The sequence below is a fragment of the Clostridium sp. DJ247 genome (assembly GCF_014231265.1).
On the sequence record NZ_JABAIW010000045.1, the window covers coordinates 18,356 to 43,153 of the forward strand.

Here is a 24,798-nt window from a genome sequence, read left to right on the forward strand (position 1 = left end):
ATAAAATTATAATAAGAGCAGGATTTTACTTTTAATAAAATCCTGCTCTTTATTTAATTTACGTAGCTACTATCTTCCTACATTCATCAGCACATTTTCTACATGCATCAGCACACATTTTATTGTATTCACTGTTAAATTTACTACATTGAACTGCACATTCATCACATATATTAGCACAGGCAGTAAGTATTTCCTTTAAATGCCTGCTTCTTCTTGACATTGAACAAGAAGCTACTGCACATATATCTGCACAATCCATAAGGTCTAATATACAGTGTTCTTTAGCTCGCACATCTGATTCTTCCAAACAAAGTCTAAAACATTCTTGGCAAATTTGAGCACATTTATTGCAAGCATCAATACAATCTTGATATTCTTTATTAGGTGCCATTATAGTTGCATTCATATTAAGTTAACCTCTCTTTCTTTTTACTTTAATGTGTTATCATCAAATTTATTTTGCTCCTAAACTGATGTTTTATACTAAGCCACATAAAGTTTATATATTATTATGGAAAGCTTATTTTTTAATAATTTAGTAATATTTTCTCATTATTAGTGTAATAATATTATATTATAACTAAGAACTTTAAATTAGAAAGGATAAAATTATGAATAACTATAAAGGAAAAAACTTTTTATTTATTTTCTTGGCAATTGCTTGAACTATTATAGTGCTATTGGATATAGTATCAATTATTATAGGTGCAATGAGCTAAAGATATTATTTAATTATGGTAGTAATATACAAGCTATAAATTTAATATTTTTAAAGGGGAGTATCCTCCCCAAGCTGCTGCCATGTAATCCCTTTTGTTCAACAACCTTATCTTAAATATTTAACATAAAATAGTGTTTATATACCATATTTCTACTTTAATTCTACTTTTCAAGCATATCTAAAAGTTCATCAAATCTTTTTATAGTATCTTCTAAAGGTTTTGGAGTACTCATATCAACTCCAGCTTTTTTAAGCACATTAATAGGATAATCACTAGATCCGCTTTTTAAGAAGCCTTTGTATAATTCCACTGCTGATTCTCCATTTCTAAGAATTTCTGATGCAAAGGAATTAGCAGCAGCATATCCTGTAGCATATTGATATACATAAAAATCTCTATAGAAATGAGGTATTCTAGCCCATTCTATATCTACTTCTTCATCTACTGTCATTTCTGAACCAAAATATTTTACATTTAAATCGTGCCATATTTTACATAAATCTTCTGCTGTAAGAGCATTACCTTTTTCAATACTTTCATGAGTTATTTTTTCAAATTCAGCAAACATAACCTGTCTAAATACAGTGGTTCTAATTTGTTCAAGTTGTTGATTTATAAGATAAAGCTTTTTATTTTTCTCACTTTCCTTATTAATCAAGTAATTAATTAATAGACTTTCATTAGTGGTTGAAGCAACTTCAGCTACGAAAAGAGAGTAATCTGAATAAACATATGGTTGATTTTTTCTTGAATAATAGGAATGTATGGAATGGCCCATTTCATGAGCTAAGGTTGACACGTCATTTAACTTATAGTCATAGTTCAGAAGTACATAAGGCATAGTATCATAGTCCCCTGAGGAATAAGCCCCTCCTCTTTTACCTTTATTAGGGTAAATATCTATCCAGCCTGCTTTTATACCTTCGTTAAATATATTTAAATACTCTTCACCCAAAGGTTTAAGCCCCTGTTTTACAGTTTCTACAGCATCCTTAAATTCTATATTTTCTTTTGGGGTATCTATAATAGGTACATACAAGTCATACATATGGATTTCATCAAGTTTCAAAAGCTTCTTCTTTACTTTTACATATCTATGTAAAGACTTTAAATTATTATTTATTGTTTCGATTGTGTTGTCATATACTTTCAGCGGAATATTATGTGGTTCAAGTGAACTTTGCAATGCACTATCATACTTTCTAACCTTTGATATAAATACAAAGTTCTTTATACTTGAAGTTAGTGACGCTGCAAAAGTATTTCTGTATTTATTATAGGTATTAAATAATCCCTTAAATGCATCTTTCCTAACCTTTCTATCCTTAGATTGTATAAATCTTCCGTAGTTTGCTTCTGTTAACTCTACATCCTTCTTTTCTTCATCTTTAATCACAGGAAAAGTCATATCTGCATCAGATAACATACTATATATCTTTCTTGGACCTTGTAAACAATCCGATACTGAAGCTATAAGCTCTTCTTTTTCTTTAGTTAATGAATGGGCCTTTTCTCTTAATATATTTTCGAGAAAAAAGGAGTACATTTTAAGTTCAGGATTATTTTCTATTTCCTTTTTTATAGTTTCTTCTGGCAAACTTAAAATTTCTGGTATAAAGAAAGAACCTATGCTTTTTAATTCTGCAATATATGCAAAAATTCTATCCTTTAAAGATTGAAATTGTGGATTTGCAGTATCTTCGTCACTTCTCATGTGTGCATATACAGCTAACTTCCCTGCAAGCCTTGACACCTTTTCATCTAACTTCAAATATTCTAATAATTCTTTCCCATCTCCAAGTTTTCCAGAGTACTTTGAAATCTCAGGTGTAAGGTTTTTTAAGTTTTGAAAATCCTCTTCCCATAAACTTATACTTTCATATATTTTTTCCACATTCCATTTAAAATCCTCTGATATTTCATCTCTAGTTTTTATTTTTTTAATTTCTAACATATTAATCTCTCCTTTATATGCAGATTATATAGTCATTAGAAAAACTTTCCTACATTTAGTGTATATTATAGCATAACTACTATAATATTTCAGTTACATGCTGTTTTGTTTATCCCATGACTACTGGCTCTAATACTCCCATCTGATTCAAGCTTCACTTTATTTATATACAACATACTTTATGCAATTAATTAATTTATATGATACATTTTGTATATTTAAAATATTTTATCTCGTAGTTAACTGGCATCCCCCTATGAATTCCAGTTTCATTTTATCGCAAAAAGCTAATATAGCTGCTAGCAAAGCTAGCAGCTATATTATTAAAATTAGTATCTTCTACTATTGTTTCTTTCTTGTTTTCTTGCTCTTCTGCAGTCTGGACATCTTACTGGTTCATTTTCAAAACCTTTTTCTTTGTAGAACGCTTGTTCTCCTTCAGTGAATACGAATTCTTTGCTGCAATCTTTGCAAGTTATTGTCTTATCAGCCATGTTAAACATACCTCCGTTTTATAGTGGGTATCTAACTAATCATAAACAATCATTTTCCAGAATAAAATCGGAGAATGTTTTCATGATATTAAATCCCTTAGTTTTTATTACATGTGATATTGTACCATATTGTTTTATATAAGTCTATATACTTTTCAAAAATTTCTTATTTTTGTGGAACATTTTTCCAATCACTAAGAAATTTTTCTATACCAGCAGTAGTAAGAGGATGCTCAGCCATCTTTAAAATAATATTGTATGGCACTGTAGCTATATGTGCACCTATTTCTGCTGCTTGTAAAATATGAATAGGATGTCTAATACTTGCAGCTATAATTTCTGTTTTTATATCATGTATATTAAATATGTTAACAACTTCTTCAATTAAATTTATGCCATCGCTTCCTATATCATCTAGCCTCCCAATAAATGGACTTACATATGTGGCACCAGCTCTTGCTGCAAGTAATGCTTGAGTTGATGAAAATATAAGAGTAACATTAGTCTTTACACCTTCACTAGATAATATTTTAACTGCTTTCAACCCTTCTACGGTCATTGGTATTTTAATTACAATATTTTCATGTATTTTTACTAGCTCTCTAGCTTCACTTACCATTCCTTCTGATTCTAAGCTAATTACTTCTGCACTTATAGGTCCATCAACTATAGAAGTTATTTCTTTTACTACCTCTATAAAATCCCTACCTTCTTTAGCTATAAGTGATGGATTAGTTGTAACTCCACATATGACTCCTAAATCATTAGCCTTATGAATTTCATCTACATTAGCTGTATCGATAAAAAATTTCATAATTTACACTCCCCCAAATTTTTTTTAGTTAGACATAATATAACATTTTCTTTTCCACTTTCACAATAACATAAATTTACCGATAACTTCAAGTAATTACTGTTAATTTTATAAGCATTTTTTCAGAATATTACTACTCCAAGTTACTATGTCTCGCAAAAGCAGAATCATTATTCTGAGACTTTAAGCTACTATATTCTAAACATATAGAGTCAAATAATATATGGGCACACTGGTCAAATAAAGAACCTAGTGGTTGTATACTTGGACTTTCCCCTTCCCTTCTGTATTTAGTTGCTGCTGGAACGTGTATTATAATTGATGCTAAAGCACCTAAATCTGATTGAGGATTAGTTGTTACAACTAGTACTTTGCATCCAAGCTCTTTGGACTTTTCTGCTGTCATAATAACACTTTTTGTAGTGCCAGATCCAGATATAGCAACCAGTACGTCTCCTTTTTCTATAGCTGGTGTTATAGTTTCTCCAACTACATAAACATTAGCTCCAAGATGCATTAAACGCATAGCAAAAGATTTTCCCATAAAACCGGAACGACCTTCTCCAATAACAAATACTCTTTTGCCTTCATTTATTACCTTTACAAATTCAGTAATTTTTGATAAATCAACATTATCCAAAACTCTTTGTATTTCTTGTAATATAGTTTTTATTTTATTCATTATCTATACCTCCTGTATTGTTTTTACTACTTCCTGTATTAATTTCGCAGCTAATATTGGATCTTCAGCTTTAGTTATGGTTGAACCAACAATAACTACATAAGGATTAATCTTATTTAAACTTTTAACAGCATCTATATCAATTCCCCCTGCAAAAGCTATTTTAGCATTATTCTTTATTAATAGTTCTTGAATTCTAGTTAGTCTGCTAAATTCCTGTTTTTCTCCCTTAACCTCTTGCTGATCTTTGCTCACGTGAGAACAAAATATAGCATCCTTAAATTCTAATAATGCTTGTACTTGTTCTTCAGATGTATTTAATAAATCTATCATGACATTCTTTTTATATTTACTTGCTATTTCTATGCAGGTATCAATAGAAACCTTAGGTGCTGCTCCCATTACTGTAGCCACATCAGCACCAGCCTTAAAACACATTTCAAACTCATACTTTGCATTGTCAAAGGTTTTAACATCTGCAAGTATTATTTTATTTGGGAAAGCCTTACGTATTTGTATTATACTTTCTACTCCAAATTCCTTAATCAGTGAAGTTCCAACCTCTATCCAGTCAATATAATCCTGAACCTTTTTTCCAATATTTATAGCCTCTTCTATAGACAATCTATCTAAAGCTAATTGAGTATTCATTATATTTTCCTCCAATTTCCATTATATAGTTTTGATTTTTTATTACTTACTATTAATGATGTAATACTTCGCATAATTGGTATAACTACCCAAATTAGAACTAATAAAAAATTTATATGCCTTAAATATTAAAAACTTTTGTTTTAAACTACTAACAGTTATTATACTATACAACAACTGTTAGCAGTGAAGTAATTTAACTAAATATCACTTGAGCTAAGAATACCATCTGATGCCTGTTTATCCTTATATGAAGATGAGGTTTTTACTACAAGAGTAAATATTACTGATAGTAATAATGATGCTGCCATAAATTTATAAGATGCATTAGCATTTCCTGTTACACCATTTAAATATCCTACCACATAAGAACCAACAAAGGAACCAAGAGCTCCCATACTATTAATTAGTGCAGTGGCTCCACCAGAAACATTCTTAGGTAATATTTCTGGTATTATAGCGAAAAATGGACCATATGGTGCGTACATAGCGCCTCCAGCTATTACGAGTAATATGAATGATGCCCAAAAGTTTGAAGTTCCAATTAAGTATGAACCATAGAAAGCAATTGTGCCGATTAGTAGATATATCCAAACAAAGCCTTTACGATTCATAGTGCGGTCTGAATAATAAGAAGTTACAACCATTAGTATAGATGCCAACAGATATGGTACAGAAGAAAGCCAACCAGCTGTAACAATACTAATGTTGGATGCAGACTTTAGTATTGATGGTAACCACATTACAAATCCATATACACCAATACTCCAAAAGAAGTATTGACAAGATAAAAGTATTACTTTAGGATTTTTAAATGCTTCTCTATAATTCTTAACAGGCTTTATTTTCGCTTGTTCTTCTTTAAAGGTCATTTCCATATCTCTTTTTTCTTGTTCTGTTAACCATGTTGCGTCTTTAGGGTTATCGTTTACAAGTTTCCACCAAACAAAAGCCCAAATAATTGGTGGCAATCCTTCTAATATGAACATCATTTGCCAACCTAAAGATTTTACTAAATATCCAGATACAACAGACATCCATAAAACGGTTACAGGATTACCTAAAATTAAGAAAGTATTTGCTCTAGAACGTTCTGCTTTTGTAAACCAATTACTTAAAAATATAAGCATAGCAGGCATAACTGCACTTTCTACAACACCTAACATAAATCTAATTCCATATAGATACTTAACATTAGTGATTAAACCTGTAGCACTTGCCAATACTCCCCAAAGTATTAAACTAACAAAAACAAGTTTCTTAGCACTTTTCTTTTCCGCATAAGCTGCTCCTGGAATTTGAAAGAAAAAATATCCAAGAAAAAATAAAGCACTTAAAAGAGAAGCTACACTTGGAGTAATATGAAGAGTTTTTCCCATACCACCAGCTACACCAAAGCTGTAATTTGCACGGTCTAAGTAAGCTAGACTATACGTAATAAAAGCAATAGGTATTAGCTTGCTCCATCTTTTAGGAGCTAACTGTTTATTGGCTTTTTCCATGATTAATGCACCCCTTCTTATATATAATAAATTTTTTATTTACCCAAGTTTTAATTATATAGTATATATATTTTAGTTTTCAGTTAACACTCACTAACCCTTTTTTTCGTAGAAGGCAGTACCCTTGATTCTTTAGAATAAATAAACTGCTCTAAAATTCTTCTTGTTGGCAATCCATCTGAATCTCCTGGTGACATTACTGCTAATGCTCCTATTGCATTTCCTCTAATAACTGCATCCTCTATATTTAATCCGTCTAATAAACCACTAATTACCCCTACAGCAAAACCGTCTCCTGCTCCTACTGTATCTATAACTTTTTCAACATGAAATCCTGGAACAAACGTTTCTTCATTTTCTGTTCTAAAATAAGCTCCCATTGGACCTAACTTTATAACTACAAGTTTTACCCCTTGATCTAAATAAAATTTTGCAATGTCTTCTGCTTTTGAATATCCTGTTAGTAATTTTCCTTCTGATATACCTGGAAGCACCCAATCTGCTTGTACTGCAAATCTATTTATAACCTCAACCATCTCATTTTCACTATTCCACAAATTTGGACGTAAATTAGGGTCAAAAGAAACGGTTTTACCAGCAGTCTTCATTCTTTTTATTACTTCTTCTGAAAATTCTCTCGCTGAACTTGACAAAGCTGGAGGTATGCCTGTAGCATGTAAGTGCCTAGCTGCCATAAAATAAGTATTATCAATGTCTTTCTTAGAAAGTGTACTTGCCGCAGACCCTTTCCTAAAATATTTAACTTTAGGATCTCCTACTAAAACCTTTGACTTTAATTGAAAACCTGTTGGATAACTTGATTCTATACTGATACAGCCTGTATCTACTCCCTCAGATTTTAATGCCTCTATTATATATTGGCCAAAAGGATCATCCCCAACTTTGCTGACCCACCCAACCTTATACCCTAGCCTTGAAAGTCCTATAGCTACGTTAGTTTCTGCTCCAGCTAAGGCTCTAGTAAACTTTTCAACCCTGTGTAATTCTCCTATTTCATCTGCTATAAACATAGTCATTGCCTCTCCAAAAGTAACTATATCGGTGTACATACTATCAACCTCCATATTATATGATTAAGAATTTAATATATTAATTATAAATTTAAGCATTTTTTAGTAATGTTACATATTTTATCGTCTCTTCTTCTAGATTTATTCCTGTTATGGGGAACTCTATAGCTCTTAAAGCATCCTGCGGTAATTTTGCTAGTACTTTTCTCCAAATCGCATTTGGAGCCTCTGGTAAAGGTACAGTATTTAACTGAGTTCTGTCCCTGTCAACATGCTTAAAATGAATATATACCACATATTTACTTAGTTTTTCTGCAGCTTCTATAGGATCTTCATTAGTCCAATTCCAGTTCCCCACATCAAAAGTCATGGATATTGGTATATTGTATTTTTCACACTGTTTTAAAAAATAGTGTAGATTATACAAGTTTCCCCCATAGCTTGTTTGATCATTTTCTATAGTAAGAGTTAAATTGTATTTTTCAGTTTCAAGCTGTCCAATAACTCTTTGTAGTGCCTCTATATTGGATACATTATCTTTAAAGTTACCTAAAGAAAATTTAACTATTTTTGCTTCTAGCTCTATGGCCTTCGATACCACAGACCATATCAGCTCTCTATTTAATTCTCCATTTTCTTTCCAAAGACTTACTGGTGCAGAATATATGCATTCTAATCTTTCTTTTTTAACCACCTCCCTTAGAGTACCTAATGGTATATCTCTTTCTGTGATTAATTCTTCTCTTATTTCTACTCCATTAGCTCCTGACTTAGCTATAACTGGTATATAAAATTGCTGTCCTTTATCACATACCTGTTTTGTTCCAAAAGCTGAGGTTGTTATATATACAAATTTCATATTATTCATCACTCCTATACTAAAAAATATTCACTTAAATTAATATGTTTTAGAAACCGATTCCATCACTATCAAAAGAAATTCTAAGGGTCAATCTATAGTTATAAACCCATATATGAAATCGGTGCCATTTCACTTAAAAAATATAATATTCTCTGTCTTTCACTATAATTTTGGTATCGGTTTCATTTATGCGTTAAAGAGAGTCGTATTATTGCGACAATTCTTCTTGTTTGACTTTTTGTTTGACTTCATAAGGGGTTGATCCTCTAGTTATTAATGTACAAGGCAAATGAATACTTTGAAAAATAGATTTATCCCCATCTATTCTCCTTAGGATTCTTTCCATTGCTGTAACTCCTATTTCATAAGTTGGTTGTTCTACAGTAGTTATTCCGGAGCCTATAGCTGGTGTCCATTCTAGATTATCAAAACCTGCAATAGCAACATCTTCAGGAATTCTAATTCCTCTTTTTTGTAAAGCTAATATTATTTTTAACATTATAACACCGTTAACAGCAAATATTACTCTTGATTGTCCCTTAGAATCTGTAAGAAACATTTCCACATCCTTGTCTAATTGATCTTTATCCTTTAAATCTATAATAAATATATCTTTATGAACCTCATGGTTATCCCTTTGTTCTAAAATACTTCGAAATGTAGAAAGACGTTCTAAACGGGAGCTTACCCCTGATATTGGTTCGCTAAAAAAAGCAATTCTTTTATATCCTTGGTTAACCAAATAATTTACCATTTCTGATGTTGCACCTATATTGTCTACTACTACAGTATCTAATTTAAGTTCAGGAACCTTTCTATCAACTAATACTACTGGAGTTTCATCATTCATTAACTCATGTAAAAATTCATTATTTTTGCCTGTTGTATTAATTATTAGTCCATCAATTCTGTGTGACTGCAGCATGAAAATATAATCACGTTCTCTAATGGGATCATTATCAGTGTTGCATACTACTACGCTATATGATTTCTTTCTGCACATATCTTCTATTCCTCTCAACATAGCTGTAGAGAATGGATTTGATATATCAGCCATTACTACTCCAATTAAGTAGCTTCTGTTTCTTTTTAATCCTTGAGCCATTTGATTAGGTCTGTACCCAAGAGACTTTATAGCTTCTTCTATTCGTTTTTTAGTATCTTCAGCCAACATTTCATGTTTACCACTTAAATATCTTGAAACCGTGGTTTTAGATACTTTAGCTATGCTTGCTACATCTTCAATAGTTGTCCTGCGAATACGGGATTTTTCATGGCTCTTTGTCATTTGTAAACCTCCTTTGACTATCCTCTAATGCTGATTTAAAATGGAACCGATTTCACTTTATGATATAATTATATTCCTTTAAAAATATATTGTCAATAAAGATTTTTGGGTCTTTTTGGAAATTTAATTCATGTAAAATACACTCAAACACCAGATAAAGTTTGTATAGGACTAGTGACAGCTATCTATAAGAAAATAAAATTTACAAATAAAAAATCTTGATATAGCTAACTATATCAAGATTTTTTATTTTAAATAATCTAATAATACAATATTTTTATTGTTGTGTATATGTTGGTTCTTGCTGTTCTATAAAATTCTGTCTATTTTTTAGAGTTTGTAATGAATTTTCAAAAGTTTGAGCTAATTGATTAAACTCTTGCTTTGCTGTCTTATCCTCAGTTTGTAACGCGAATGTTTTCATAGTTGCAGCGGCAGTCTCTACACCAGCTATAGCTTGTTGCATTTGAGTTCCTACAGTCATATTTATCACCTCCCTTCAATGGATAAAAATATGTAATTTTAACCCTTAGGCTTAAAAATTAAGGAAGCTAAAAAAGAAAAAATCAAAGCAGAAGAAATACCAGCACTAGTGACTTCAAATATTCCAGTAAGTACTCCAATAACTCCAGTTCTTTCACCTTCCATTAAGGCACCTTTTACTAAAGCATTACCAAAACTACTAATTGGAACAGATGCTCCTGCTCCTGCAAATTTAATCAAAGGTTCGTATAATCCAAATCCTGCCAAAATAGCACCTGCTACTACTAATGTACATGTAGTATGTGCTGGAGTTAACTTAAAAACATCTAACATAATTTGACCAATAACACATATTATACCGCCAATTATAAAAGCCCAAATAAATTTTTCCATACCTGTTGCCACTCCTTTATATTTCAATAGAAACTGCATGAGCTATGCATGGTATACTTTCTTTTTGTTGGTATGACATTGGGGAAAGTAAGGCTCCTGTTGCTACTATTAAAATTTTCTTGAGTTCTCCTCTTCTCATGCGATTAAGAAAATGACCGTAAGTTACTGTGGCAGAACAAGCACAACCACTTGCTCCAGCTATAACTGGTTGATCCTCTTTATATATTAATAACCCACAATCAGTAAACTTTTCTTGTGGAATTTTTATTCCATGCTCTTTTAATAAATCACCAGCTATTCTATGACCAATAGCCCCTAAATCTCCTGTAGCAATTATGTCATAGTAGCTAGCATCAATATTTAAGTCTCTGAAATGTGATTCTATAGTATCTACTGCAGCTGGCGCCATAGCACTTCCCATATTAAACGGATCCGAAAGCCCCATATCTATTACCCTGCCTATAGTAGCTGATGTTATTTTAGGACCTTCACCTTTTTGAGCTACTAAAGCTGCTCCTGCGCCAGTAACAGTCCATTGAGCAGTAGGAGGTTTTTGGCCGCCATACTCCGTTGGATATCTAAATTGTTTCTCTACTGCTGCATTATGACTTGATGTTCCGGCAATTACATATTGAGCCGAGCCACTATTTATCATTAAAGCAGCTAGTGCTAACCCTTCCATCGAACTAGAGCAAGCACCAAATATTCCAAAGTACGGCATAGCAAGAGTACGAGCTGAAAAACTACTAGTTACAATTTGATTTAATAAATCTCCACTTATGAAGAAGTTAACATCCTCTTTTTTCATGTTAGCTTTATTAACTGCTACTTCACAAGCCTGCTCTAGAAGTTTTTTTTCTGCTTTTTCAAAGCTATCCTGTCCTAACCAAATATCTTCATGAAAATAATCAAAATCCTTAACTAAAGCTCCCTTAGCTTCAAAAGGCCCTCCAATTGCAGCTGAAGATATTATTACAGGCTTTGATTCAAAAACCCATGATTGATGACCTTTTAGCATTTATATCACACCTAACCACTTTATAGTAATTTTTATAATAGCAACAACAAAAGCTGCAAATACTCCATAAACAATAACAGATCCAGCAATTTTAAACATGTTTCCACCCACCCCAAGAACATAACCTTCACTCTTATGTTCTATAGCGGCAGATGCCATAGAGTTAGCAAAGCCTGTAACGGGTATAGCTGTACCTGCACCAGCCCACTGTGCAATATGATCAAATACTCCAAAACCTGTAAGAATAACTGATAGTATAATTAATGTAGCCGTTGCTGGATCACCAGCTGTTTCTTCTTTAAAATTAAAATAATTTATATATGCCCATTGCAAGCATTGCCCTATTAGGCATATTGCTCCTCCAACAACAAATGCTTTAATACAATTTTTCAATACTGGTCTTTGAGGTTCCCTTGCTTTTGCAAATTCCTGATACTTTTGTTGTGTTGGAGTTAACTTTTTCTTTTTCTTATTAGACATTTAATCACCTTCTACCGTAATAAAAATGGTTTTAAATCCGTCATAATTTTTTGCAGCTTACCTGCGTTTTTTGAATACATAGTCTTTGCTTTAATATCTTGAGTCTCAAGAGAATATGACATAAAATCCGCGTGACATTTTTCAATATTAGCGTAAAGCAACTGTTTTACTTTTGGTTCGACCATCTGTATACTATCATCAAATAAATCCAAATATAATTCACCTGATGAATTTACCTGACCAATAAACACATTATCTAAAGATACTCCACTATTTTCTAACTGAGTTTCCAACCAAGCATGGTTTAACCCTATGTTACTTAGAGGTTCTTCTAAAACATTCCCATCTGATATTACGGTTTGTGGTACAGACTGTGGGGAAACCATTCTACCCAAATCATATGAAGTTACTGGTTTTTTATCTGCTTTTAAAAATACATTTATATCTCCTGTAGTTTCCAACTGTGCAAATTCCACGTCAGCTAAACTAAAAGCATTTTTTGATCTTAAGGCTCTTAAAAACTGTTCTGGTGTCATTCTTGCCTGTTTTAAATTTTCTTCCATTATCTTTCCTTCTTTTACTAGCACTATTTCTTTTCCATTAATTAAGTCCTGTAGCAATTTACTTTTCATACTTATAAAGTCTAAGGCAATAGGGATTAATGCCCACACCAATAAAGCTATAATTCCTAATGGAAAGTTTGTAATTATGTTTGTAGACATTAACGCTACTAAAACACCTATAACAATGTAATTTAGAAGATTAAAAGGCGTTATTTTGCTTAATTGCTTTTTTCCCATAATCCTTATTATAATAAGTGTAGTAAAGAATAAAACTATGGATCTAAATAATATTATTATCCATTCCTTCATTTTTTATCGCTCCCATTTATTTACCTTTATATTGTGGCTCATGAAACTCCATAATTTTCACCCTGTTTTCTAAATCTGTAATTATTTCACTAGTAACATCTAATGATTGTATATATGCATTTTTAGCAGCTTCATTTTGTTCTTGAACAGAATATAATCTTAATGTACCCTGTATGTTTCTTAAAGTTGCTAAGGTTTGTTTTATATTACTTCCTACAGTCATTTATATCAAATCCTCTCTTAAATCCTCTTACTTATTGTTACAACATTTACTGTTTTAAATACATAAAAAATAAAATTTATTTTAAAATTATATATAAATTTTACTATTAGCAGAAGTATTATATAGGTTGCTGGAGTCTGTAGAATTAAACATAGTAACCACCTCTTTATAATAGTTTGGTTTATATTTCTTAATTTATTCATTTTAAATAATTTATCCCATGACTAACTGCTCTAATTCTCCCATCTGATTCAAGTTTCACTTTATATTGACTTGTATGTTAAAGCTACACGCATCATTGTAAATAAAAATATAAAATATTATAATTAAAATACCTTGGTAAAGTTAAAATTATAACTAATATCCAATGGACAAATCTTACAAATGAGGTTTTAAATTATGAAGTTAATATATTATTATCTTTTGGCAATTAATATATATGCAGCAGCTATAATGTACTGCGATAAGAAAAGATCTATAAAAAAAGCTTGGCGAGTTCCTGAAATGAAGTTATTTTTAATAGCTTTATTATTAGGTAGTCTTGGCATCTACTGTGGTATGTATTTATTTAGGCATAAAACGAAACATATGAAATTTGTTATTGGAATTCCTCTAATTTTTATACTCCAAGTGTGTTTAATACTGTTATATATATTATTAAAATAAATTTACAATTTCATTGTCAATTTTTATCATTATTCATATGATAATACTGTAGTTAATTTGTGGAGGAGTAAAATGAAATATAACAATAATGAGGTTACGAATCCTAAAGATGATAAAATGGATATAGATGAACAGTTTGTTTCAAATAACTCTGATGATAATATTTTAGATAACGTGTTTGGAGATAAGATGGCTAATATGCCGAAGCCATTAGAAGAAGATAACGATTATACTAGGATACCAGAAACCTATCCTAATAACGAGACCTATACCTTTGATAAAACTATACCTTATAGATTTGAACAATATTATACAACTGAACCAGTTGATTCTTATAGGATTGGCCAACCATATATATCAGATACTCCTACATTTTATGGGGCTCAACAGGAATCTTATTATCCTTGCTCTTATTTTTGTCCTTTTGGTACTGTTTCATCACCTACAGTTAGTGAAATACCAGGAGATATAGGTGAAGCTTCTGACTCTCTCTATAGGGCAGATGGTTTATTGCCCTTATCATTAGGCTTACTTGGTAGTTCCGCCTATTATCGTGACTATGGCGCTTACAATCCATATTACAATTATAACCCCTACTATAGTTATAGTTCACCATATGGATTTTACCCTTGGTAAAGCTATGGTATTTTAGACTGAGATGTCACTTATCATGAGTAAACTATTATTATAACACTACTTACAAAAACTACTTAATAGAAGAAACAGCCCTTATGTCTCCTTAAATTGGAGTCTAAGGACTGTTTTTACTTTGTGTCTATCTATAAGTTTATGACAAATCTAAAGTTTATTTAATAAATCTTTAAAACTTTCTTCCGCTTCTTCTTCAGTATTATTTTTATAGATTAATAAATTCTCTATATCAGGAGCATTAAAGTTCTCTGTTTTAACATATTCATCCCAATGCTCTAGTTTCCATGTATCACGTTCAGAATTTCTTTCTATCATTCTCTTATGTGCCACTTCTGGAGAACATTCTATCCATATAACTTTTAGTTCGCCATTATAAGCCTTTAGTTTTTCTCTTAGTTTTTCTATATACTGCTTATCTCTTATTTCACGACCAAAAGGTGCATTTATAATTACATGTGAATCATATTCTATTGCTTCAAAAGCTAAATCAAGTATAACTTTATATTCTAAATCTCTAATATGTGTTTCAAAAAACTCTGAACTTCTATTATACTCTTCGTTAGCTACTTCAAAGATTTTTTTTGATAGTGGAATTAGGGTATCCTTATCTAAGTAAACAGTTTCCTGCAGTTCTTTAGCTAATTTTTTTGCAAGAGTGGTTTTTCCACAAGCCGGTGGGGAAGTTATCAAAATCATATTATTAATACTCATTTTTGGCCCTCCTATTTTTTTAATTATAGTATTTCATATTAAAACTTATAGTTTCATTAAAGAATACATTTAAAACCTGTTAAGGTTTTGAGTATTTAATATTATTATAGTAAAATAATCGAAACTATGCCAATAGAAGTAAACTTGTTACTATTTGAAAAACTAGCTGGATCAATTTGCAGCTATTGTTTTCTAACATTAAAAGCATATAGCACAATAATGTAACTTTTTAAGCACATCATTGGCACTATATGCTCCTCTAACACAAACAAGACTTATGTTATACTACAAAGTTTTTTCCCCTTCTTGCCAATTTATAGGACACATTCCTCCTGTTTGTAAAGCCTTAAGTACACGTAAAACTTCATCTACATTTCTGCCTACATTTAAATCATGCACTACTGAATATCTAACTACACCTTCTGGATCTATGATGTATAATCCCCTTAGGGATATACCTTCCTCTTCTATTAGAATGCCATAGTTTTTAGCAACCTCCGTGGTCTTATCTGAAGCTATAGGAAAGTTTATTTTTCCTAGTCCGCCTTCTTCCTGTTTCTGATTTATCCATGCTTGATGTGAGTATTGACTATCACAACTTACAGCAAGAACCTCCGCCTTTGAATTTTTGAATTCATCATATTTATTACTAAAACCAGTAATTTCAGTAGGGCAAACGAAAGTGAAATCTAGAGGATAAAAGAACATAATTAACCATTTTCCCTTAAAATCATCAAGTTTCACCTCTGTAAAATTGCTGCCATCACCCTTTACTGCAGACATTTTAAAATATGGAGCTGCTTTTCCAACTAATCTATCCATTATTACTCATCCTCCTTAATTTTAGTTTTCCGTTGTTATTATTTTCTTATTTTAAGAACTTATTCATAAGTAACTTCTTGAAGTTTGTTGATTTAAAGTTAAAATAATTTAATATATTATCTGCTAATTTATAATTAAGTTATTATATTATGAACATTAATTATTAACAAATATTTATTATTAATCACATGATAATTTAATTATTTATTTTAGTCAACATATATTTTAAAAATTTTAACATCTAATTTCCCTCTGTTTTTCTTCCTTATTTTTCAATATTGCTATATAATTAGTAATGTATAATTTAAATAGTGTCTATTACTTAATAAATTTTTAATAGTACTATAATTAACTATAGTTTGTTTATGGAGGAATTTATATGCAATGGTTTAAAAATCTAAAAATACAAAAAAAGCTTACAATATCATTTATCCTAATAAGTACATTTGTACTTTTAGTTGGTGGTATAGGTATTGTTAATATGGGTAGGATAAATTCAAATCTCAATTCTATGTATAATGAAGATTTGAAGGTATTACAAAACTTAGAACAAATTAACTCTAATACTTTACATAATAGACTTGAAATAATAAATTTAGTAGAAAGTAAAGATAGTACAAAATCTCAAGAAACTAAAAACACTATAAAGAAATTTAGAGACGCTAATGATAAGATGCTAACTGAATATGAAAAAACAAATTTATCTAATGAAGAGATTACTATATTGCAGAAATTGAAAAAAGATCTTTCCCAATATAGACAGTCTAGTGACCAGATAATTGAACTTGTAGCTAGCGGAAGATATGATGAAGCAATGTTATTAAGTAAGCAAAGTGCTTCCATGAGAAACAAGTTAACTACATCTTTGGACAAACTGATAAGTATAACTCAACAACATGCAGATAAATCTAATGGTGATAGTAATAAGGTATATATGAGTTCTCTTCGTTCCATGAGTACCATAATATTACTTGCTATAGCTGTTTCCTTTATATTAGCACTTTCAATATCAACTATGGTTTCGAGAAACATTAATAAGGTTCTACATTTCGCAAAAGAACTTGGCAGTGGAAACTTAACACAAAATATAGATATTGATTCTAAAGACGAAATAGGTAGTTTAGCCAAAGCATTGAATGAAGCCGGAAGTAATACAAGAAAACTCATAGATGAAATAATCTCAAGCTCAGAAAATATGACTTCCTCCAGTGAAGAGTTGTCTGCCACTCTTGAAGAAATATATTCAAAAATAGAGAATATTAGTGATTCATCCAAAGAAATATCTAGCAGCGCAGAGGAATTAAGTGCATCTACAGAAGAAGTAAACTCAACCATTGAGGAGATAGTAGCTACCACTAATTCTTTGGCTACTAAAGCTGGTGAAAGTGATGTTTCGGCAAAAGAAATACAGAATAGGGCCATTGAAATAAAAACAAAAGGATTAAATTCTATTAAGATTTCAGAGGCTATCTATAAAGAAAAATACAGCAGCATAGTTAAATCTATTGAAGAAGGAAAAGTAGTTGAGGAAGTTAAAGTTATAGCAGAGTCTATAGGAAATATAGCTTCCCAAACGAACCTATTAGCACTGAATGCTGCAATAGAAGCCGCAAGAGCTGGAGAACAGGGAAAAGGTTTTGCTGTAGTTGCCGAAGAAGTTCGAAAACTTGCTGAACAATCTGCTTTTGCAGTATCAAATATTCAAAGTATAATTTCTCAAGTAAATAAAGCATTCAATAACTTATCCGAAAGTGCACAAGATATATTAAAATTTATTGAAAACAACGTTACTCCAGATTATAAATTACTGATTGACACCGCTATACAATATGAAGAAGATGCTAAACTAATAACTAATATGTCACAAGAACTATCCTCTTCAGCAGAATCTATAGCAGAATCTATGGATTTAGTAAGTGGAGCAATTGAAAATGTGACTGCTAGTACTCAAGAGTCAGCTATTCACTCTGATGGTATACTACAAAGTGTAAATGAAACTTCCTTGACCATAGCGGATGTTACTAAGTTATCTCAATCTCAGTTAGAACTTGCAGATAAGCTTAATAATTTGATTCAAAATTTTAAAGTCTAATAAGTATTTTTAATATAGTATAAGGGTTTCAAAATAAAACCCCTATACTATATTAACCTTTATAATTTCCTTCATAGATGCAATATGGCCAATAAACCCCTTAAAATTTATGTTATTATGTTTATATAGTTTAAAAATCTACATGAAAGTACATATTTAGTAACTTAATATATCTTATGCAGCTTTAATGTATATCTGTACTATGTATATTAAAATTATGAACTTCTGAATAGATTGAGTTTCGAAAAACGGAGAGCTAAGGGTATAAGTAGAATGGATTATATTAAAAGGCTATTTATTCAATAAAGTTATAAAAATCTGTGTAAATTCTTAAGCATTTTTTGAATAACACAGATTTATAAATACATTAATGAAACTATAAATAATAAAATTTATAAAATTTGTGATATTACTTTTTTCACTTCTTCTAAATATTGTTTTTTCTTATCTTCATTAGATTTTAAAATATAACCAAAAAAACTATGCTGAATAACTTCTATTCCACATAAATTAAATATACCAATATCAGTTGTACTTTTCATTGAATTTATCATTCCATCCTGATTATATGCTTCATTTTGAGTTCCCATAGGATTAAATATAAATACCTTTTTATCTTTCATCACTCTATTAGATGCATCTTTTTCTTGCTTTGAAATTATGTCATAAAAAAACACCTTATCTATATATCCTTTTATAATAGCAGGCATACCAGTCCACCAAATTGGATATATAAAGGTTAGTATATTAGCCCAATCTATATATTCTTTTTCTCTTTTAATTTCTTCTGGAATCTTATGTTCACACATAAGTTTAAGATCAACACCTTTTAATACAGGATCAAATCCCATGGAATAAAGATCTCTAATTTCAGTCTTATGGCCTTTCCTCATTGACACTTCTCTTACAACGGTCATTATTGCATTTGAAAAACTCTCTGGACTAGGGTGAGCATATATAATTAAATGATTCATAATGCAGCCTCCCAATAATTTATCTATTGATATGTATTTATTTTTTTCAAATTTTATTTTTTTATTATTTAATTTATCATAAAGTAAAGTATTTATAGATTATAAATCTATTTAAATTTTACAGTAGTTAGCTCTAAAATTTAAATAATATAAACACCTAAGTTTTCATATTATAGTCATATATAGAATAAACTTATTTAGATTCATTAATTTTTATTAGGAGAGAATATGATATGAAAAAATATAAAATCATGACTTTTGATGGTGGTGGTATTAGAGGTGCTTTAAGTTCTCAACTTTTAAAAAGACTAAATGATTTTTTCCCTAAATTAATTGAAAATACTAATTTGTTTGTGGGAACATCCACAGGTGCCTTTATTGCTCTTGGTCTAGCTTATGGTGTATCTCCAGATAAACTTGTAGATATATATATAAAAAATGCAAAATATATCTTTACTCCCAGGCACGAAGAGTTTACTAGGCCCAGATATAACAATGAACACTTAAAAGAGGTGCTAAGTTCTATATTTCCTGAAAATCTTACACTGAAAGATTTAAAACGCCATGTAATTATTCCATCTTTTCAACTGCTATCTACCAGCACTTTGAGTTGGAACCCTATCCTCTTCAACAACTTCCACAATTCCCTAACACTAAATGAAAAAGTTATTGATGTAGCCTTATCCAGTAGTGCGGCTCCTGTTTATTTCCCATCTTATCAAGGAAAAATAGATGGAGGCGTTATTGCAAACAATCCTAGTACTACTGCATTAGCCTTTTCTAGGAATAAAGTTGGTGGATATAAATATTTAGATGAAGTTACTTTGTTATCAATAGGAACTGGCTATAAATCTTATGAAATAAGTGCTGATACAACAAAATGGGGCGCACTTCAATGGGTAACTTATTTTAACCCTCCAGTACCCTTAATAAATATATTATTTGATGGTGGTGCTGAAATGGACTCTATGCTTACTGCTCAATTTTTAGGAGATAACTATTATAGACTTAATGTTAACTTACCTAAATCAGTACACCTAGATGATTACAAGATGATACCTAATTTAATTAAATTAGCTAATAGCTTTAATATGGATGCCTGTAAAAACTGGTTGGAAAAAACTTGGGTTATACCTAAATAAGAAGATCAGTACAAACACTGATCTTCTTATTATTAAAAATTAATATGTTTATCTTATTACTAAACTGCTTCTTGTCAAATCATGATGCGCTTCTATAAATCTTATGGTTCCTGATTTTGATCTCATAACTATAGTATGAGTTGTTGCCCAATGATTTCTTGAGTATACAACCCCTTTTAAAAGATCAGAATCCGTTATACCAGTTGCCGCGAAATAAACATTATCACTTTTAGCTAAATCATCCGTAAATAACACTTTATCTATATCATCTATTCCCATAGACTTACATCTCTCTATTTCTTCTTCGGTGTGAGGATCTAATTTTGCTTGCATTTCACCGTCCATGCACTTTATAGCCGCTGCAGCTATAACTCCTTCTGGTGCTCCACCAGTTCCCATAAGCATATCAACGCCTGTATCTTCAAATCCGCAAGCCAGAGCCGCTGCAACATCACCTTCGCCAAACAATTTTACTCTAGCACCAATTTCTCTAGCTGCTTCTATAATATAACTGTGCCTATCTCTTTCTTGAACTATTACCGTAAGCTCTGTTATATGTTTATTTAAAGCTTTTGCAACACTAAGCATGTTTTCTTTAGGAGATTTATTTATATCTATAGCTCCCTTAGCTCCAGATCCTACAGCTATCTTCTTCATGTACATATCTGGTGCATGAAATAAACTTCCTCTTGGTCCCATAGCTACTACAGCTATAGCACTAGGTAACCCTTTAGCTATTAATACAGTTCCATCTAAAGGATCTACTGCTATATCCATCTCCGGCATATCCTCATTCCCTATACCTAATTTCTGTCCAATATAAAGCATAGGTGCATTATCTAGTTCACCTTCTCCAATAACTACAGTTCCTCTTACAGGCATCAAGGAAAATGCTTTCTCCATACCATCAACTGCAGCCTGATCAGCAGCAATTTTATCTCCTCTTCCCATGAACTTAGCCGAGCATAATGCTGCTGCTTCTGTAACTCTAGCAAGCCCCATTGCTATATCTGTATTTAGCATATCATTTTACCTCCATCACTATTTAAATAAAAATATGTAAATTACTTACTCTAATAAGTCAATTTAATTATATATCTTATACATTAATATATACTTTTTTCATATTATTGTTTAATGTTCCGTTAAGTATTATATCACATTTCACTCATAAGACAAGTTTTATATTTTCTTAATTAAAAATTGTAATTTTTATTGTTTCTCCACCATAGAATTAATTTATAACCTAACAGCTGAACAATAATATATACTGTTATTAGATTGTGAATATATTGTTAGTTGTATGTGAGTTATATGTGAGTTATATGTGAGTTATATGTGAGTTATATGTTAATACATTTTGTCATTATAAATTGTTATAGAATAACATGTTTATTTTCATCTTTGTCACATGTCTTTCTTTAAAATTCTACAAATATACATTTAATTATTTAATTATATTATATATATATTCATAAAACAAAAAAAGTTTTAGACATTTACTTAAAATTCCATATAATTACATAGTTCTGTATTTCAATGCATAAAGACACATTTTTTCTTTTTCCACACACATATCACAGTTTTCTCACATAGTAATCCACATTTTATCTACAGAAAAAATGTGCATTTATGTAACAACGTGTACTATAGTGGCTATCAAAATTTGTGATAATTTTACCCTAATCTGCTAAAATATAAATATACTAAAAATCATATTTAATAACGGGGTATAAATAATGAATAATAATAACTTAGATTTAAAAGTATTAGATACAGAAATAAAAAACTTAAAAGAAACTCTTTATCTTTTGATGGCATATAACGATCTTACTAATAAAGCGGTTGTAGAGTGTAGTCAGAAATTGGACGAGCTTATATTGCAATATCAAACATACGAAAAATTGTTATAATTAAAACATAAGTATCTTACTCATTGTATAATGAATGAATTTAGCTAGCAAAGAATTAGTTCCATTAATATTCAGATGTAAGTTAAATACCTAGATAGTATTTAACGGGCAGTTAGCTGATGTGAGCCAGCATAAAAACTGCCCTATGGTGACTAGAGAAATGTCCTCTGAATGAAAATTCAATTTACCTTACTTTTGACTTTTAATGAAAATTTAATTATAGATTATAATAGATAGAGTGTATTCATTACAGTTCTAAACTATCTAAGATTTCACCTAAATCTATTTCTTTTCCTCTTTCATAGAATACAGCTACAAACTCATTGTAATTATAGTCCTCTTTGCTAATTTCATAAGATATAAATTGAGCTTCTACTTCTAACTCATCCATTAAATCTTCAATGATTTCTCCCACAGTATCTATAGCCAATTCGTTTAAGTATGGAATAAAAAAATTATCATACCATGTATCATTTTCTTCTGTTTCTTCACTTTCATCATCAGCATAAGCTTTTGCTGCATCAATTTCTTCTTTATCAAAATCAAAATCAAATTTGAGTAGTAGACCTTCCTTATTATGTTTAATTTCTTCAATTTCAGTAAGTCCGTTATCGTCCAAAAAACTTATTATATTTTCCTTATTCATTAATACTCAGCTCCTTTATTATAAAGTTTAAAAATTTTATTCATTGAATTACCAGACCTTACATAGGCGTATTTATTTTACCACATAACATATATTTTTACTAATATTTTTATATTTAACCTTAAAACTTTAAAAAATTTTGTGAAAATTTACTGTATAAATAATACAAATTTAATTTTAGTGCCCTTATTATAAGATAATTATACAAAAATAAACAAAATCTTACTTATATCGTATTTTATTACTACACTGGAGCTTAAAAAATCTACATTATACTTCATAAAATTTATTGAAATTGGGAAATTTAAATTTAAATATAGTTTGTATAACAATATAAAATATCTGTATCTATTTTAATTATTTATCAATATATATAAAATATTATATATATTTTTTCACATAAATGAGTATTTATAACATAAATGAGTATTTATAAGTTTATGAATCTTCCCAATAGATATTCTTTTTTTAAAGTACTTTTTATTTTTGTTAATTAGTGTATAATCAAGTATCTGGAAAGATATTTTACAATGGAGGTAATTGCAATGAATATAAGTCTAATCGGCGTACCCATATTCTTTGGTTCAGATAAAGCTGGTTCCGATTTTGGTCCTAAAAAACTTAGAGAAAAGAATGTAATTGCAGTTTTATCAAAACATCATACTGTGTATGACTGCGGAGATATTTATGTTGAAAATATACCAGAAGAACAAAAATATGAAATTCATCCTACTATGAAGTATCTAAGACCCATAGTAGATGTAAATAGAAACTTAGCCCATCAAGCATATAGTGCCCTATGTTCTGGTAGTTTTCCTCTTATTATTGGAGGAGACCATTCTATAGGTCTTGGAAGCATTTCAGGTGTTAGTAAGTATTACAAAAATCTTGCTGTGATTTGGGTAGATGCTCATGGAGATATAAATACACATGAAACCTCACCAACAGGAAATGTACATGGTATGCCCTTAGCTGCTGCTATAGGTTTAGGTTTTAATAGGTTAATAAACCTATATTACCCTGGTCAAAAGGTTAAACCTGAGAATGTATTTATAGTAGGTGCTAGGGACTTAGACCAAGGGGAACAGGAATTTGTAAAGGCTCATAATCTCACAGTATACTCTACAGAAGATGTTCATAACCTTGGCGTAGAAAAGATAATGAAAGAAATTCATTGTATATTAAATAATAGAGAAATAGATGCAATACATCTAAGCTTTGATATAGATTCTTTAGATACTGGTTTAGTTCCAGGCACTGGCACTCCGGTAAAGAATGGTATGAATGTAACTGAAGCCAAATACATTCTTAAATATTTAATGGAGACAAGTCTTGTAAAATCTATGGATTTTGTTGAATTAAATCCAAAATTAGACAAGGACGATAAAACAGCTGATTTGTGTATAGACTTATTAGACTGGACTTTTAACTATTTAAAGTAAAAAACATATATGCAGGTAAGCTACTCTGCTTTCCAGCATATATGTTTTTATACATTTAGACTTTTAACCATATCAAAAGTTCTAAGGTTTTTCTCAAATTTTCGCCAAAACTAATTAAAAGATATTTAAATGTGACTTCAACATTAGTGATATATACCTGAACATAAATTAAATTTAAGTTGTGGGTATCTATAGGGTTTCTAACTAAAAACTTAACTTATACAAGGAAACTTCTAGCATAAGCTAGTGAACGAATTTTATCAGAAC

The 24,798-nt window shown here is 30.3% G+C and carries 27 protein-coding genes; 6 read left to right on the plus strand and 21 right to left on the minus strand.

Annotated elements, in window-relative coordinates:
• Positions 1-58: 58 nt before the first annotated feature.
• From HGI79_RS16585 to HGI79_RS16660, 16 genes are all read right to left on the minus strand, one after another.
• On the minus strand, positions 59-409 hold the full coding sequence (locus HGI79_RS16585; RefSeq protein WP_185651799.1) for a four-helix bundle copper-binding protein: 351 nt from the start codon (positions 407-409) through the stop codon (positions 59-61).
• Between the two features lie 476 nt (positions 410-885).
• Positions 886-2,679 carry an oligoendopeptidase F gene (pepF, locus tag HGI79_RS16590; protein WP_185651800.1) on the minus strand — a complete coding sequence of 598 codons (1,794 nt, stop codon included), beginning with the start codon at positions 2,677-2,679 and terminating at the stop codon, positions 886-888.
• A 329-nt stretch (positions 2,680-3,008) separates the two neighbouring features.
• Positions 3,009-3,173: a zinc-ribbon domain-containing protein gene (locus HGI79_RS16595; protein WP_185651801.1), complete on the minus strand. Its 165-nt coding sequence runs from the start codon at positions 3,171-3,173 to the stop codon at positions 3,009-3,011.
• A gap of 166 nt (positions 3,174-3,339) precedes the next feature.
• Positions 3,340-3,987 carry a fructose-6-phosphate aldolase gene (gene fsa / locus HGI79_RS16600; RefSeq protein ID WP_185651802.1) on the minus strand — a complete coding sequence of 216 codons (648 nt, stop codon included), beginning with the start codon at positions 3,985-3,987 and terminating at the stop codon, positions 3,340-3,342.
• Positions 3,988-4,120: 133 nt separating this feature from the next.
• Positions 4,121-4,669 carry a 6-phospho-3-hexuloisomerase gene (gene hxlB / locus HGI79_RS16605; RefSeq protein ID WP_185651803.1) on the minus strand — a complete coding sequence of 183 codons (549 nt, stop codon included), beginning with the start codon at positions 4,667-4,669 and terminating at the stop codon, positions 4,121-4,123.
• A 3-nt stretch (positions 4,670-4,672) separates the two neighbouring features.
• On the minus strand, positions 4,673-5,320 hold the full coding sequence (gene hxlA, locus HGI79_RS16610; protein ID WP_185651804.1) for a 3-hexulose-6-phosphate synthase: 648 nt from the start codon (positions 5,318-5,320) through the stop codon (positions 4,673-4,675).
• 200 nt (positions 5,321-5,520) lie between these two features.
• The gene (locus HGI79_RS16615) at positions 5,521-6,822 is read right to left on the minus strand and encodes an MFS transporter (protein ID WP_185651805.1); all 1,302 of its coding nucleotides are present in this window, start codon (positions 6,820-6,822) and stop codon (positions 5,521-5,523) included.
• Between the two features lie 83 nt (positions 6,823-6,905).
• Entirely contained in the window at positions 6,906-7,892 is a 987-nt protein-coding gene (locus tag HGI79_RS16620) for a sugar kinase (RefSeq protein WP_185651806.1), read from the minus strand.
• 52 nt (positions 7,893-7,944) lie between these two features.
• Positions 7,945-8,712: a sugar phosphate isomerase/epimerase gene (locus HGI79_RS16625; protein ID WP_185651807.1), complete on the minus strand. Its 768-nt coding sequence runs from the start codon at positions 8,710-8,712 to the stop codon at positions 7,945-7,947.
• 211 nt (positions 8,713-8,923) lie between these two features.
• Positions 8,924-10,003 (minus strand): LacI family DNA-binding transcriptional regulator, encoded by a 1,080-nt coding sequence (locus HGI79_RS16630; RefSeq protein ID WP_185651808.1) that lies wholly within the window; start codon positions 10,001-10,003, stop codon positions 8,924-8,926.
• Between the two features lie 277 nt (positions 10,004-10,280).
• Positions 10,281-10,487 carry a DUF1657 domain-containing protein gene (locus HGI79_RS16635; protein ID WP_185651809.1) on the minus strand — a complete coding sequence of 69 codons (207 nt, stop codon included), beginning with the start codon at positions 10,485-10,487 and terminating at the stop codon, positions 10,281-10,283.
• Positions 10,488-10,525: 38 nt separating this feature from the next.
• The gene (gene spoVAE / locus HGI79_RS16640) at positions 10,526-10,879 is read right to left on the minus strand and encodes a stage V sporulation protein AE (RefSeq protein WP_185651810.1); all 354 of its coding nucleotides are present in this window, start codon (positions 10,877-10,879) and stop codon (positions 10,526-10,528) included.
• A gap of 16 nt (positions 10,880-10,895) precedes the next feature.
• Positions 10,896-11,897 (minus strand): stage V sporulation protein AD, encoded by a 1,002-nt coding sequence (gene spoVAD, locus HGI79_RS16645; RefSeq protein WP_185651811.1) that lies wholly within the window; start codon positions 11,895-11,897, stop codon positions 10,896-10,898.
• Positions 11,898-12,377, minus strand: coding sequence for a stage V sporulation protein AC (gene spoVAC / locus HGI79_RS16650; protein WP_185651812.1), 480 nt, complete (start codon positions 12,375-12,377; stop codon positions 11,898-11,900).
• Between the two features lie 11 nt (positions 12,378-12,388).
• On the minus strand, positions 12,389-13,249 hold the full coding sequence (locus HGI79_RS16655; RefSeq protein ID WP_185651813.1) for a DUF421 domain-containing protein: 861 nt from the start codon (positions 13,247-13,249) through the stop codon (positions 12,389-12,391).
• A 16-nt stretch (positions 13,250-13,265) separates the two neighbouring features.
• A complete protein-coding gene (locus HGI79_RS16660) occupies positions 13,266-13,472 on the minus strand; it encodes a DUF1657 domain-containing protein (RefSeq protein ID WP_185651814.1) in 207 nt (68 codons plus the stop codon).
• Positions 13,473-13,871: 399 nt separating this feature from the next.
• Between HGI79_RS16660 and HGI79_RS16665 the strand changes: the two genes are divergently transcribed.
• The gene (locus tag HGI79_RS16665; RefSeq protein ID WP_185651815.1) at positions 13,872-14,138 is read left to right on the plus strand and encodes a DUF1294 domain-containing protein; all 267 of its coding nucleotides are present in this window, start codon (positions 13,872-13,874) and stop codon (positions 14,136-14,138) included.
• Between the two features lie 72 nt (positions 14,139-14,210).
• The gene (locus tag HGI79_RS16670) at positions 14,211-14,774 is read left to right on the plus strand and encodes a hypothetical protein (protein ID WP_185651816.1); all 564 of its coding nucleotides are present in this window, start codon (positions 14,211-14,213) and stop codon (positions 14,772-14,774) included.
• Positions 14,775-14,936: 162 nt separating this feature from the next.
• On the opposite strand, the gene HGI79_RS16675 is transcribed toward HGI79_RS16670, so the two are convergent.
• Both HGI79_RS16675 and HGI79_RS16680 read right to left on the minus strand, forming a co-directional pair.
• Positions 14,937-15,500: an AAA family ATPase gene (locus HGI79_RS16675; protein WP_241428244.1), complete on the minus strand. Its 564-nt coding sequence runs from the start codon at positions 15,498-15,500 to the stop codon at positions 14,937-14,939.
• 285 nt (positions 15,501-15,785) lie between these two features.
• Positions 15,786-16,322 (minus strand): peroxiredoxin, encoded by a 537-nt coding sequence (locus HGI79_RS16680; RefSeq protein WP_185651817.1) that lies wholly within the window; start codon positions 16,320-16,322, stop codon positions 15,786-15,788.
• A gap of 379 nt (positions 16,323-16,701) precedes the next feature.
• Between HGI79_RS16680 and HGI79_RS16685 the strand changes: the two genes are divergently transcribed.
• On the plus strand, positions 16,702-18,414 hold the full coding sequence (locus HGI79_RS16685) for a methyl-accepting chemotaxis protein (RefSeq protein ID WP_185651818.1): 1,713 nt from the start codon (positions 16,702-16,704) through the stop codon (positions 18,412-18,414).
• Between the two features lie 392 nt (positions 18,415-18,806).
• On the opposite strand, the gene HGI79_RS16690 is transcribed toward HGI79_RS16685, so the two are convergent.
• The gene (locus HGI79_RS16690; protein WP_185651819.1) at positions 18,807-19,388 is read right to left on the minus strand and encodes an NAD(P)H-dependent oxidoreductase; all 582 of its coding nucleotides are present in this window, start codon (positions 19,386-19,388) and stop codon (positions 18,807-18,809) included.
• 233 nt (positions 19,389-19,621) lie between these two features.
• Between HGI79_RS16690 and HGI79_RS16695 the strand changes: the two genes are divergently transcribed.
• Positions 19,622-20,530, plus strand: coding sequence for a patatin-like phospholipase family protein (locus HGI79_RS16695; protein WP_185651820.1), 909 nt, complete (start codon positions 19,622-19,624; stop codon positions 20,528-20,530).
• 48 nt (positions 20,531-20,578) lie between these two features.
• Here HGI79_RS16695 and glpX read toward each other — a convergent pair whose 3' ends face one another.
• Entirely contained in the window at positions 20,579-21,553 is a 975-nt protein-coding gene (gene glpX / locus HGI79_RS16700) for a class II fructose-bisphosphatase (protein ID WP_185651821.1), read from the minus strand.
• Positions 21,554-22,269: 716 nt separating this feature from the next.
• Between glpX and HGI79_RS16705 the strand changes: the two genes are divergently transcribed.
• Positions 22,270-22,443 (plus strand): aspartyl-phosphate phosphatase Spo0E family protein, encoded by a 174-nt coding sequence (locus HGI79_RS16705; protein ID WP_185651822.1) that lies wholly within the window; start codon positions 22,270-22,272, stop codon positions 22,441-22,443.
• Positions 22,444-22,690: 247 nt separating this feature from the next.
• On the opposite strand, the gene HGI79_RS16710 is transcribed toward HGI79_RS16705, so the two are convergent.
• The gene (locus HGI79_RS16710; RefSeq protein WP_185651823.1) at positions 22,691-23,089 is read right to left on the minus strand and encodes a hypothetical protein; all 399 of its coding nucleotides are present in this window, start codon (positions 23,087-23,089) and stop codon (positions 22,691-22,693) included.
• 545 nt (positions 23,090-23,634) lie between these two features.
• Between HGI79_RS16710 and rocF the strand changes: the two genes are divergently transcribed.
• Positions 23,635-24,531, plus strand: a complete 897-nt coding sequence (rocF, locus tag HGI79_RS16715; protein ID WP_185651824.1) for an arginase — start codon at positions 23,635-23,637, stop codon at positions 24,529-24,531.
• The last annotated feature ends 267 nt before the right edge of the window (positions 24,532-24,798 follow it).